The organism is Ensifer sp. Root31, assembly GCF_001424825.1.
Taxonomy (GTDB): Bacteria; Pseudomonadota; Alphaproteobacteria; order Rhizobiales; family Rhizobiaceae; genus Ensifer; species Ensifer canadensis.
This window is the reverse complement of sequence record NZ_LMCO01000014.1, coordinates 114,359-126,891: the sequence shown is the minus strand read 5'-3', so window position 1 is coordinate 126,891 and position 12,533 is coordinate 114,359. Positions and strand designations below refer to the sequence as shown.

Annotated in this window: 8 protein-coding genes and 6 pseudogenes; 7 read left to right on the top strand and 7 right to left on the bottom strand. The window is 56.2% G+C overall.

The window, feature by feature from the left end:
* Positions 1-358: 358 nt before the first annotated feature.
* A pseudogene (locus tag ASD00_RS40075) lies at positions 359-477 on the bottom strand (transposase domain-containing protein); the annotation flags it as partial.
* On the opposite strand from ASD00_RS40075, the pseudogene ASD00_RS38815 reads away from it, so the two are divergent.
* Positions 477-1,156: pseudogene (locus ASD00_RS38815) on the top strand (IS3 family transposase); the annotation flags it as partial. The pseudogenes ASD00_RS40075 and ASD00_RS38815 overlap by 1 nt on opposite strands.
* A 563-nt stretch (positions 1,157-1,719) precedes the next feature.
* Here ASD00_RS38815 and ASD00_RS15775 read toward each other — a convergent pair.
* Together ASD00_RS15775 and ASD00_RS15770 are read right to left on the bottom strand one after the other, a co-directional pair.
* The gene (locus ASD00_RS15775) at positions 1,720-2,346 is read right to left on the bottom strand and encodes a hypothetical protein (RefSeq protein WP_057207496.1); all 627 of its coding nucleotides are present in this window, start codon (positions 2,344-2,346) and stop codon (positions 1,720-1,722) included.
* Between the two features lie 738 nt (positions 2,347-3,084).
* Positions 3,085-3,708, bottom strand: a complete 624-nt coding sequence (locus tag ASD00_RS15770) for a hypothetical protein (protein ID WP_156585624.1) — start codon at positions 3,706-3,708, stop codon at positions 3,085-3,087.
* A gap of 1,599 nt (positions 3,709-5,307) precedes the next feature.
* Here ASD00_RS15770 and ASD00_RS15760 point away from each other — a divergent pair.
* From ASD00_RS15760 to ASD00_RS40065, 6 genes and pseudogenes are all read left to right on the top strand, one after another.
* Positions 5,308-5,778, top strand: coding sequence for a transposase (locus tag ASD00_RS15760; RefSeq protein ID WP_156585622.1), 471 nt, complete (start codon positions 5,308-5,310; stop codon positions 5,776-5,778).
* Positions 5,775-6,096: pseudogene (gene tnpB / locus ASD00_RS38810) on the top strand (IS66 family insertion sequence element accessory protein TnpB). Before ASD00_RS15760 ends, tnpB begins: the two are co-directional and overlap by 4 nt.
* 49 nt (positions 6,097-6,145) lie before the next feature.
* A pseudogene (locus tag ASD00_RS15755) lies at positions 6,146-7,105 on the top strand (IS66 family transposase); the annotation flags it as partial.
* Between the two features lie 33 nt (positions 7,106-7,138).
* Positions 7,139-7,899: pseudogene (locus ASD00_RS15750) on the top strand (transposase).
* A pseudogene (locus ASD00_RS40070) lies at positions 7,896-8,152 on the top strand (UPF0149 family protein); the annotation flags it as partial. The pseudogenes ASD00_RS15750 and ASD00_RS40070, both read left to right, overlap by 4 nt.
* A 1-nt stretch (position 8,153) precedes the next feature.
* A partial coding sequence (locus tag ASD00_RS40065) for a UPF0149 family protein (RefSeq protein WP_156585620.1) occupies positions 8,154-8,598 on the top strand: 445 nt, incomplete at its 5' end.
* Between the two features lie 185 nt (positions 8,599-8,783).
* Here the strand turns inward: ASD00_RS40065 and ASD00_RS15735 are convergent.
* Genes ASD00_RS15735 through ASD00_RS15720 form a run of 4 tightly spaced genes read right to left on the bottom strand, consistent with a single transcriptional unit; the run spans position 8,784 to position 12,532 of the window.
* Positions 8,784-9,608 carry an inositol monophosphatase gene (locus ASD00_RS15735; RefSeq protein WP_057207493.1) on the bottom strand — a complete coding sequence of 275 codons (825 nt, stop codon included), beginning with the start codon at positions 9,606-9,608 and terminating at the stop codon, positions 8,784-8,786.
* Positions 9,609-9,624: 16 nt separating this feature from the next.
* Positions 9,625-10,500, bottom strand: a complete 876-nt coding sequence (locus ASD00_RS15730) for a glycerophosphodiester phosphodiesterase family protein (protein ID WP_063963272.1) — start codon at positions 10,498-10,500, stop codon at positions 9,625-9,627.
* Positions 10,497-11,615 (bottom strand): sn-glycerol-3-phosphate ABC transporter ATP-binding protein UgpC, encoded by a 1,119-nt coding sequence (gene ugpC, locus ASD00_RS15725; protein WP_057207492.1) that lies wholly within the window; start codon positions 11,613-11,615, stop codon positions 10,497-10,499. The genes ASD00_RS15730 and ugpC overlap by 4 nt, the downstream gene beginning before the upstream one ends.
* A gap of 2 nt (positions 11,616-11,617) precedes the next feature.
* Entirely contained in the window at positions 11,618-12,532 is a 915-nt protein-coding gene (locus tag ASD00_RS15720) for an ABC transporter permease subunit (protein WP_057207491.1), read from the bottom strand.
* Position 12,533 lies beyond the last annotated feature (1 nt).

The following is a 12,533-nucleotide window of genomic DNA, read 5'->3' as shown; positions in this document are numbered from 1 at the left end:
CTAGCAGGGCGACACGTCTCATGTAAGATGCGCGTTTGGGCCTGGCCGCGTCACACACATTACGGATATTGGCCAAGTGTTGGGTCTTCGTACGCCGCCTCCACTGAGAACCTCTTAGCGCCTTGAATTTATCCGCAACGAGTTAGAGGGCCCTTGGCAGAGTGGGGGTAGGGCAGAGTGGGGTAGGGGCAGGAAGTATAGAGGTGTAAAGTATGTGTATTCGGATAAAAAAAAGTAAGAGAAACAGTTCGTAGATGCGTCCCGTTGTTCGTTACTCAGTTTGTTTGGGCATTGGTATATCTCTCCGTCCGAGTACCTGTCTGTTGTATTCGGCGTGTCCACCCCACTGATCTTTCGGTCACTGTGAGGCGCTGAGCCGTTGGACGTAGGCCACGGCATTAGGACGTCGATATCTTTGGCGAGATGGCCGTGGGCGAGGCTGATGAAGAGATCTCGCAGGTAGGCGTAGGGTTCGACAAGGGGCGTTGACGGCTACAGCAGAGGAGGTCATTCCGGCTTCCGAATACCGGACGCTTAGGCCCAGGTGAAGGATTGCAGCGCCCGTTGGGCAAGAAGACGATGGAAGGCGAAATCCTCAAGGAAGCCGTCGAAATCGTCGCCGGCCCAAAAAGCAGATGTTGCGTTCGCTCTCTCTTCCGAAGGACTTTTTGAAATGAAGACCGTCTGCGATACTTTGGGAGCCGCCCGGTCGAATATCGCTGCCCGTGCCAAAGATTCCCCTTCCAGAGCCAGAGGACGCCCGCCATTCCCGGATTGGGTGCTGGAGAAGATATCAAGGCCGTCATCGCAGACATGCCCACTTAGGGCTATCGCCGGGTCCATGCCATCCTGCGCAGGAATGCCCGAAAATAGGGCAAGTCATGGCCCAATGCCAAGCGCGTCCACCGGGTCATGAAGCTGCACCATCTACTGCTCGTGCGACATACCGGAGCCGTCGATGATCGTCTCCATGACGGCCAGGTCGCCGTCGCCCGCTCGAGCACCAGATGGTGCTCCGATGGCTTCGAGATTGGCCGCGACAACAAGGAGAAGGCCCGTGTCGCCTTCACTCTCGATTGCTGCGACCGGGAGGCAATCTCTCATATCGCCATCACGGAAGGCATCAAGCTAGGATGTGCAGGACCTCGTGATCACGCATCAACAAGCTGCCGCCAGGCAGGCAGGCAGGCAGGCAGGCAGGCAGGCAGGCAGGCAGGCAGGCAGGATATATGCGGGTGTATTACTGGGCTCTTTGCTAAATCAGATCCCCTCACCATCTGTTACAGGCCCAACCTATTCAGTCCCGAGACCTCCACTGCAGCGCCCACCGGAAACAAGAACTTTAGTTAGCTCCCCTCGCAATTTATGTACGTCATGGTTCCCACCAGGTATTCATATGTGCGTTCGCGCGCTTAACGGCGTAACGGGGTCGTTACGGAACGAAGTCCTCTACAAATTAATTCCCGGTCTATACCGCACGTGCTGAGGAGAGGAAGGTTCCCGCGTTCAAGCCGATCCGGCCGCAGGAGACCAGACGCATGTAGGCTGGCTTACTTAGTGGGAGACGCCCGTCGATCATGCACATGTAGAAAGAAATTGTGGGCGACATAGTTTACGTGCCAGGTATATGGCCGATTATGAATAGTGTATATAAGTTTAAACGAATGTAATATCTCGGGAGGTAATCCCTAATTTGTACCTGGGTCACAACACAATTAATCATGCCACGAGACTGACTTCTCGCATGGCGGCTTGATATTGCTCTCGAAATGCCACCAACGCTGCCAAAATTTGCTGTAGTCTGCTCATGGGAAGACGCATGTCATAGTCGTTCGTGTTGAGAGATGTGTCGTGTGTCCCATCCTCCATCTGGACGAGTAGGACGCTCCCGCTCAACTGCTGCACAGTCCGGACAACGTCTTTGTCGACCTTTTCGAAGGAGAGAAGCAATATGAGCCGAGTCTGAGGACAAGCAGTGCGATCGAAGTCGGTGAAGATGTCGTGACACATTGTTCCGATGGGGGTAGCACGGGGGAAATGATGAAGGCTTCCCTCGAGAACTCCAAGCTTTTTCCGATAGGAGCCCACGAAGTTACGGGTTGCCAACTGTGAAAATGCGTTGCTCCTCCAGTCTCGGTTGATCACGAATGTCGCGTGAATCTGTTGCGCGGCTGCTGGAGCATAAAGTGCCAGGTCGGACTCGCAGATTGGTCTCTGGAAGTCGGCGCAGACAAAAACTTCGGGGGATGATGCGAACCGAAACGCAAGGGCATCCGGAATTGCACCCTGGATCCATTCGCGGTTTTCTTCGCTCAAGCGCGAAAGCGCCAATTCAAGATATTCCATGATTCTGGAACTAGAAAGTTCGATGAGGACTGATCGCAAAACTTGGAAAGGACCCAAGGACAGTCGGCTTTTGTATTTTTTCAGCTTTGGTTGTCTTATGGCCGGCCCGGACGAAAATTAGACCGTCGAGGCTGGGGCAGGGTGGGTATGCAGGATGACGGACTAAGGACTGCGTCAGCCGATGACGCGTCGGGCGAATCTGATGACGTGTCTCTACGCTTTCAGCTTCACCGCGGCTGGGTCACAGAGGTGTGAAAGACGGTGCTCGTGCCTCAGCGGTGGGGGAATAGACCCAACGCGTCTGAAGCTGGAGACGTGTGAGCTGATTGTGACGAAGTGTCAATCGGAACATCAGCCACCCGCGCTTCGACGGAATTGCGTAATGGTTGGGGCGAGGCGTCGCATGTGCGGGGAAGCGTTGGACGCCCCCCGAATTGGTTGTTATCAGCGCGGAAGGTCTTTGCCCCGTCGGTCGGAGCCAATAGTCTACCAGGTGACGCGCATCCCGAGTGATTCGCAGGCATTGTGTCTGCAGTTGGCCTCCGATTGAGGGAGCCTGTTCCCGGATTCCCGTAGTAAAAGCGTAGTTTCTGCCTGGGTCTGACACGCGCTCACGTTTCTTACAGCTCGTCATCTGAAACGACTAGGCGCCAGGCGCATAAAGATTTGCAAACATTAGGGCTATCTAACACGTATCCGTCCGTCCTCAACGTAGCCCCGTTCTTGCCCCACGCCGAGTTAGTTACCACGAGCAGTAGTCCCATACGCCTTTCGCAAAGCCATCAATGCGTTCACAATATCTACCAACTTGTCACTCGGGAAACGCATGTCGAAATTGTCAGGGTCAATTTTGGGTGCCCCGTTGCCATCCTCCACAAGAAAGACGATGCCCGCGACTTCCTTCACAGCTCGGACAAGATGATGCTCAATTCCCTCGAACGACAGGACCACTGCAAGCCGCTTTGGCGGCCAAGCTTTGGCGCCGAAAGGGCCAAACAGCAGGTAGCGGCATCGTTTTTCAGGACTCTGTCCTGGTTCCAAGCCGCGGGCATGGCCGTATTGCCATGCTTGCTCCGCGCTGTGAGAAGCCACGATACCGGTGGATCGTAGGCGCGCCCATCCCCCAATGATGTCGTCCTCGCCAACAAAAGTTAACCAGGGATTTGGAAAGGTTTTGTATAAGTCCGCGTCGAGGTGGCTGACCGGCCTGTGAAAGTCCGCTATAAACACGACTTCAGCGGCTGCAGCGAAGGAGGTGGCCACGCGGTCCGGGATGGCATTCACAAGCCAACTGCGTGAGTCTTCGTCCAGTTCCAACACGGCATTTTCGTAAGAAACTTCGTTGACGATAATTGCCGCCATGATGAGTGAACTTAGAAAAGAGCGGAAGGATGCTGTGACCCATCAGCACTCGATGTGCGGGTATCTTATATCTTAATCATCCACACTGGTCGTGCGCTGGTGTCATCACGGATGTACGTTGGGCCGATCGTGCAGCCGGTTTCTGAACGTAACCCCTCGATGTCGACGAAAACCATACCGCCTCAAGCTGGCGCATGCAGGGCTGACGTGTCAACCAGCCAGGGGGCGCGTCATTTCGCCGTCGGGCGGGACAGGGTGTTGATGAATGTGAAACCTTGATAGGCCCGTCTATGCTGACGGAAATGGATAAACCCCGGGCAAGCTGGGAACCCCGGCTTATTTGAGCCAAATAGGCCCGCACTTTGACGTAAGCCGCGGTGGCTAAGTGCTGACCTACTGAGGCGAGGGGCGACGCATGTAAACGGAGGTGACGTGTGAGACGCGCGGCGACTTTCAGAGACTGTCAATGCGGACGGTCTGCGCTCCGTTGCTGGCTATCACCCCATCCGGGCGAGATGTAAAGGTCTTGCGTTAGCAGCTTGCCCAATCGTCTCCGAAATCTATAAAGAGCCGCCGCCATCGTGAGCCAAAATCACAATTTGTCAATCAATCGTCCTTCAACCATACAGAACTGTTTGAAGAGAGCATACTCCAACCTCATCCACGATGGTGTCCAAACTTAGCAACGAAGAGTTTGATCGGGTTTTGAAGGCTACCAAGAGCAAAGAAGTAAGTCCTACAGGGGCCGGGGTAACCTACGCTTACGCTCTTATCAGCTCGTCATCTACTCTCGAGCAGAACTGTACGAAGATGAAGAGTTTGCTCGACTAACCAACATCTTGTTCGACGGCGGCATTTCGATGGGAGTGCCAAAGACTCAAGCCATTCCGGAGGATTGGCAGCAGACAGTTTTGTACGGGAGCTTTGAGATTCGCAGACAGCCAGATCTCACGCAGCAGGCTGTCCGAAACCTCGTGAGGGGCAAAAACCAAACGGCCCTGGTTCTTGAGACGAATGAGTGCCCGTTTACAATTCAGGAGGGAGAAACAGAATTCGAGCTTGCTGAACAGCTTCCGGTCGAGGCAATTTGCGTATGGGCCCGGCAAGACTTAATCAATGAACTGTTGCAGAAGCTTGTAGGCGATAGCGGCCTGTAGCCGGTGGCTGAGCCTCAGTTTTGTACTGTCTAGTCTTGAATTTATTTTTTTACATATAAACGTCCTCACAATCGCGCTATCTCGATCCCACCTATCTACCTATTATGACAATCCCTATCTAGTCTAGTTTAGACGTCTTTTCCAAAAGAAGGCAGCGGTAGTGAGCAATAGCAATGGCGGAATAGGAATGGCAGGATTATTGAAGACGTAATGTTCGTTTGTCTGTGAGCTCTCTCACGGAGACGTAAATCGATTGCTAGTTTTAATTAATTACTCGTCTAATCGACTGATTGTGGGATCGATCGGTTGTCTGTTTGTCGGTTTGTTTAAATGAGTGAACCGCGCCGTGTTTACCTGTTTACCGTATGCGTTGCGAGCGCCCCACATTTCATTGATTTTCAGTTCGCGCATAATCCCGATCTTTCGAGATTGAGAGGTGGGAATGATGGATCTGGTGCCAATCGAGAGCGACGAGCAAGTTGTGCCGCATAGTGCTGATGACAGTCATCAGCACTATGCGCAAGGTAATGCAGAGCGGGCTCGATCGACGTCACGTCGTGTCGAAGTCATCATCGGCGAGGATCGCCGCCGTCGATGGAGCCCGGAGGACAAGGCGAAGATCACAGCGGCGAGTTTTGTGCCCGGCGCCAATATCTCTGCCGTCGCGCGTCAATACGGCGTCAGTCAAGGCTTGTTGCACTATTGGCGTCGCTGCGCCCGCGAGAGCGCATCGGATGAGCAGGAGATGCGTTTCGCGCCGGTCGTGAAACTTGGTGACGAACAGCCTCAACCATGTCTCGGGAGGTCGCTGACCGTTCGCGTTGAGATTAACGGCGCTTGTGTCATTATCGACGGCGGCGTTGATGAGCAGGCGTTGCGGACGGTGTTCAGCGCGCTGCGGGGTTCGGCTTGATCACGCTTCGATCGGATTTACGGATCCTGATTGCTTCCAAGCCGGTCGATTTTGGGCATAAATGGTCTGGCAGCGCTGGTATCGACCACGCTTGGCGCGTACCCTTATTCGGGCGACGTGTATATCTTCCGCAGTAAGCGCAATGATCGTTTGAAGATGGTGGCTTGGGACGGCAGTGGCATTCGTCACTTTACCTGGCCTGCCGTTCGTGACGGGGCCGTTCATCTCAGCGCCAGCGAAATGGCGCTTTTGTTAGATGGTCTGGACTGGACAAAAGTAGAGCAAAGGCCCGTGAAGCGCCCTACAAAAATAGCGTGATCTTATTGTAATCCATGGACAATTCCGCGACTTTTGGCTAGTGTTTGCCATGCTCAACCGTGGCCAACACCTGCCTCGGGACCCAGGCATTCTGGTCGGTATGGTCCTGGAAAGAGACGCTGAAATCGAGCGTCTGAAGGGCATGTTGAAGGCTGCCAACGCGCAACCTTTTGGGCAGAAGTCCGAAAAGTGCATTGCGGTTCTCGAAGGGCAGATCCGTCTCGATCTAGGGGACGCGGAGCTTGACGTTGCGGTGGATGCGACCAACGATGAGCCAAAGCCCGCCAAGGCGCCGCGTCAAGCAAGCTCCAAATCTCAACCTCGCCGTAACCTCGGTGCCCTCCCTGAACATCTTGAACGCGTCGTTGAGGTTATTGAGCCATCATCGTTGGAATGTGCCTGCTGCCAGGGGCAACTCCATCGCATTGGTGAAGAAGAAAGCGAGGCCCTCGCGTCACGGCCGGCCACGCTTTATGTTCTGCGCACCGTGCGACCGAAGTATGCCTGCCGGGCTTGTGAAACCGGCATTGTTCAGGCCAAAGCGAAACCGCGGTTGTTCGATGGCGGCCTGGCGACGACGGCCATGGTCAGCAATGTGGTCGTATGGCGATATGCCTGGTACCTGCCACTCAACCGCCAGGTCCAGATGCTGAAAGGACAAGGCGTCCGTTTAGACACATCAACGCTTTGCGGTTGGGTGAAACGGTCAGCCTGGTGGCTGAAAACACTCTACGACAAGCTTTTAGCTTACATTCGCAGCCATAGCCGGGTGTTTGTGGACGAGACCCGGATGCCTGTCCTGAAAAAGGGCCGGAAACGCGCCAAGATCTGTCAATTCTGGGCGCATGCGGTGGACGATCGCCCATGGAACGGTCCTGCGTATCCTGCGGTTGCCTATGTGTTTGCCCAAGGTCGGGGCAAGGCRGAAATCCAGTCGCAACTGGCCAGCTACAGTGGGCTTCTGCAAGTYGATGCGTATAAAGCTTATAAGAGTTTGACCCGACCCGACAGCCATAGCCGGGTGTTTGTGGACGAGACCCGGATGCCTGTCCTGAAAAAGGGCCGGAAACGCGCCAAGATCTGTCAATTCTGGGCGCATGCGGTGGACGATCGCCCATGGAACGGTCCCGCGTATCCTGCGGTTGCCTATGTGTTCGCCCAAGGTCGGGGCAAGGCGGAAATCCAGTCGCAACTGGCCAGCTACAGTGGGCTTCTGCAAGTTGATGCGTATAAAGCTTATAAGAGTTCGTCGATGTGTATAAGAAATACAAATCGGAGCTGGCCAAAACGGTGATCGAGCGCCTGGCCGAAATCTATGCGATTGAAGCTAAAATCCGCGGCAMGAGCGCCGAGCATCGCCTGTCTGTTCGTCAGGCGAAAACCAAAGGCTTGATGGCTGACCTGAAAGCGCTTCTGATGGATACGATCAAGGATRTATCCGCCAAGGACCCTGTCGCATCTGCCATCAAGTACACTCTGGGTCTTTGGTCTGGCCYAACGCTGTTCCTGGARGACGGTAGGCTTGAGGTCGATTCCAACACCGTGGAGCGCAATATGRGAGGTATTGCGCTTGGACGCGTCAACAGTCTGTTTGCTGGCAGTGATGGCGGCGCCGAAACCTGGTCCATTTTAGGCTCCTTGCTGACGACAGCCAAGTTGAACGGCCTCGATCCCTATACCTGGCTCAACGACGTGCTTGAACGCATCGTGTCGGGCGAGATAAAATCGACCTCCCTTGAGCGTTGCCTTCCATGGCAATGGAAGAAAGAACATCCCGATATGAACATGGCGGTAGCTGCGTGAAGCGGCCCAGGCGTGCGAAACCTYTAACCTTGGAGCAACTGGAGGCCTGGTTCGAAAAGGTCGAGCCGGCACCTCCTTGCCGCGACGTCTCGATGATGAATGGCTTCCTGACCGGCCTGGCGGCTGGACCGGTCTTCCTGTTGCCCAATGACTGGATGATCCACGTCATTGGCGATCACGAAAAGAGGGCCTTCATCGGCAGCAAGATCCAGGCGGTGATCGATACGATCGTCGATCATTATAACCTCATAGCNGATGATCCACGTCATTGGCGATCACGAAAAGAGGGCCTTCATCGGCAGCAAGATCCAGGCGGTGATCGATACGATCGTCGATCATTATAACCTCATAGCTCACCAACTGACGGCGCCCGGCCGCTATGCGCCAGTGTTAATGCGGACTGACGAGGGCGAAGTGCTTGCTGGCGACTGGGCCGATGGGTTCTTCGGAGCCATCAGCTTAAATCTCGGGGAATGGGCACCGCTATTCGCTCAAAAGCAGACCGGCGATCCAATCATGGCTATTCTTCTTCACTGCACAAAGCCTCAGCTGATCCAAATGATCTCGACAGCATTCCCCAAGCCTCCCGAGGCCATTCTCAAAGATGCCTGGCGTACGCTTCCGTTCGCGGTCGAGGGTATCTACGCGCACTGCCAGCCGACGCGCTTCAACCCGGGTGCTCCCGCCATCGACGCTTAGTCCGGGTTGAGGATCGGCGTCACGCCCATGGCTGTGGGGCGCTCGCAACGGATACTGTTTACCGGGCGCTGTTTGATTTTATTTATGCGGCCATGGCTAGACGCCGGCCATGAAGGTTCTGATCCGGGTCATCGGCCATACCACAATCGCTCGTTTACGGAAGACGTTCCTGGTGAGGCTAAGTACTAGCCGCCAGGGGTGAAGATTTCCCGTGCCAGGGTCTGCCAACTGTTGGGATCAGTGGCCGTGAGCAGCGCTCCAGTTCGTTTCGTCGAACTGTAAGGAGACCCGTCGAGGCAGGCGACGTAAGCTCCTGCCTCGGTCGCGATCAGGGTTCCAGCGAGATGATCCCATGGCGTGAGACGATCCAGCATTACGAAATGCCCATGTCCGCTGACAAAGGCACGGTACATGTGGGCGGCACAGCGATGGCTGGAAAACATCCGCGCCTTCCCGAGCCGTGCGAGGATGCCGGGTTTGACGGCCGGCGGCAGAAAATCGGTCGAGACATAGCCGGTCATTTCCGACAACGGGGCGGATGTGGAAACGGCAAGTCGCCGTTCGGTTCCTTCAGGCCGGACCAGAAAAGCGCCACCGCCGGATTCAGCCATGACCCAGTCGTCACTCATCGGATCGTAGATGACACCTGCGATCGGTTTGCCCTGACGCACTACCGCAGCCATGACCCCGAACAACGGCATGCCCGCCACAAAATTCGCCGTCCCGTCGAGCGGATCGACCACGACCGCGGTCTCCGCATGATCGAGGCGATGAAGAAGACCGGGATCCTGACCGGCGCTCTCCTCGCCGACGAACAGGACACCGGGCATGATGCTTTCGATCTCCCGTTTCAGGAAGCGCTCAGTGGCCTCATCGGCGGCTGTGACCAGGTCGGTGGCATCCGCCTTGGCGCGCACGTCGAGATCGCGCACCTGCTGAAAGCGTGGCAGAATTTCCTGCCGTGCGGCCTGACGAACTATATCCGCGAGGCGGCGAAGATCGAACTGCATCGGCGTGCCTCTCTTTCTATATTGCCACCCGTTCCGACGGCGGGGCTGATTTCCTCGCGCCTTCAGGATGGTTTCTTTTAAGGTAGGATCGAAGCGCCGCCATCTCGTCCGTCTGAATTGAGGAAACGCCGGCACGTATCAACTGTCCCCAGATCGCATCGGGATCCTTGAGCGCGGCGCTATCGGTAAATCCGGGCGAGGCAACGGAATCAAGCGTGTTTACCCACAGAGTGATGCCGGCATCATGGAAGCGCTGCTGGATCGCGTCGACCTGTGAAAGGTCCCGGAACGAGGCCTCGCAGATCAGGGGCTTCAGCTCGAACACGAGCTTGATCTGTTTCCTCCAGTCCTCGTCCTCCAGATGCGTGCGCGCAATGAAGGGAACGTCGTGGGCGACAATGTTTTGCCGGATCCATTCCAGGTCCGCCCCGCTCTTCAGGTCGGCCCAGAAGTCGACCTGGCGATCGACGCCCATCTTTTTTGCAAAGGCGAGAACTTCCGGGATCACACACCGGTGCTTGATGTCGAGATGAATGAAGATTTTGTCGCGCGTGAGTTCGAATACGTCCTGCAGGCTGGGAAGCTTTTCATCCGTCAAGGGATTGTCAGGACCGCCATCGCGATTGCGCAGCGCAAGCGACGTCAGCTCCGTTAATGTCATCTGCTCCGGCTCCCCGCCGAGGCCGGTCATCCGCTCCAGAGTATCGTCATGCAGCAGCACGAACTCACCGTCCGCTGTGCGGCGCACGTCGATCTCGACTACGTCATTGCCGGCCTCGATCGCGCGGCGAATTGAAAGTAGGCTGTTTTCCGGCGCATTGTTCCAGTTTCCGCGATGGGCGACGATCGCGCAATGGCGATGCGGATTGGCCATGTATTCGAAATAGTTCATTTCTGTTCCTTGGTTGCGGCGCTGAAGGCGCCGGAGATCGCCTTGCCGGTCTGCGCGTCGAAGAGGTGCAGCCTGTGCGAGGGAAAAGAGAGAAGCAGGAGCTTGCGATCGGGCGTCTCGGCGCCGAACGGTGTTGCGATCCGAACCGCCTCACCAGCGACATCGGCCGCGATAATTGAGTGAGAACCGAGGTCTTCTTTGTAGCGAACCTGCGCCTTGAGGCCTGTTCCCCCGGCTCCAATGTCGACAGCAATATCTTCGGGACGGATGCCAAGCTGGAATTGGCCCTTCAGATGGCATTCCGCGACGGGATGCCCATCGGGGAGGCGAAGCAATGAGCCGTCGCCGACGACGCGTAAGATATTCATCGGCGGCGAGCCGATGAACTTCGCGACGAATACCGAAGCCGGATAGTGATAGATCGCTTTCGGCGTGTCGTATTGCTCGATCCTGCCTTTGTTCAGGATCAGGATCCTATCGGCGAGCGTCATCGCCTCGACCTGATCGTGGGTAACGAAGACGGTGGTCGCCCCGATCCGCCGATGCAGGTCCGCAAGTTCGATGCGGGTATCGTGACGCAGTAGCGCATCAAGGTTTGAAAGTGGTTCGTCGAAGAGCAATACGGCGGGCTCACGCACAATGGCCCGGCCGATTGCCACGCGCTGGCGCTGGCCTCCGGAAAGTTGCCCCGGTTTGCGATGGAGATACTCGACCAGGCCAAGCATTTTGGTGACAACCTCGACGCGGGCCTGGCGTTCGGCTTTTGTAAAACCTGCGATTTTCAGGCTGTAGGCGATGTTGTCGAAAACCGTCATGTGCGGATAGAGCGCATAATTCTGGAAGACCATGGCGCAGCCACGTTCCTTGGGCTCGAGATCCTGTACCTCACGCCCTCCGATGACGATTTTTCCGCCGCTCACCCGCTCCAGACCCGCAATCATCTGCATCAGCGTGGACTTGCCGCAGCCGGATGGGCCAAGAACGACGGTGAATTCACCCGCTCTGAATTCGACGTCGAGTTTTGGAATGACGATCATGGGGCCATAGTTTTTGCTCACTCCGTCGAGCCGGATGTTGGCGGCCGCCATACGGCTCGCGCGATCGATTGGGTACATGGTCATTTCTCCGAAAGGACGACACCCTGGACGAGATACCGCTGCAGAAGAGCGATCATCGTCAGCGGCACGATGGACACGAGGATGGCGCCGGCCATGATCAGCGGATAATCCGGGACCGCGCCTTCGTCGGGGACGAGTCGCGCCAGCCCGACGACTGCTGTCTGCGACTCGGCGGTCGAGGATGCCACCAGCGGCCACAGGTATTGCGTCCAGCCGCTGAGGAACGTGAGCACGAAGAGCGAAGCGAAGCTCGTGCGCGATAGCGGCAGAAGGATGTCGAACAGAAACCGGATCGGTCCCGCGCCATCCATGCGGGCCGCCTTGAACAGTTCCTTGGGCAGCGTTAAGAAGAATTGCCGGAACAGGAAGATCCCCATGCCATGGGCGAGCAGGGGCGCGATCAGCCCGAGCCGCGTGTCTAGAATACTCCATTCCAGGTGAACAGGAGCGCCGAAGAGGGTGGCGATCAGCTCGTTGAACCCGGTCGCGTCGAGTATGGCATTTAGCGGCGAGAATACGTTGGACGCCACCTGGTAGGTGGTGACGAAGCGCATATCGAGCGGCAGGATGACGGTCGCTAGGATCAGCGTGAAGACGATAGCCGCCCAGCGCACCCGGAAATACACGATCGCGTAGGCTGACAGGAATGACAGGATGCAAAGGCCGATCGCCGTGCCGACCGCGACGGTCAGACTGTTCAGTATCTGCAGCGGAATCGTGGTTTCTGTAAAGATCCGCTTCATGTTGTTGATGAGGTCGCCGCCAAAGGACCAGACGAGACCGTTTTGAAGCATGAACTCGTAGGAGTGCGATGCAGTGGTCAAGGTCAGGAATAGCGGACCCACGATGTAGGCGATGCCGACAATCAGAATCACGGTAGCGACGATGTTGATGGAGCGTGCGTTCTCGACCATG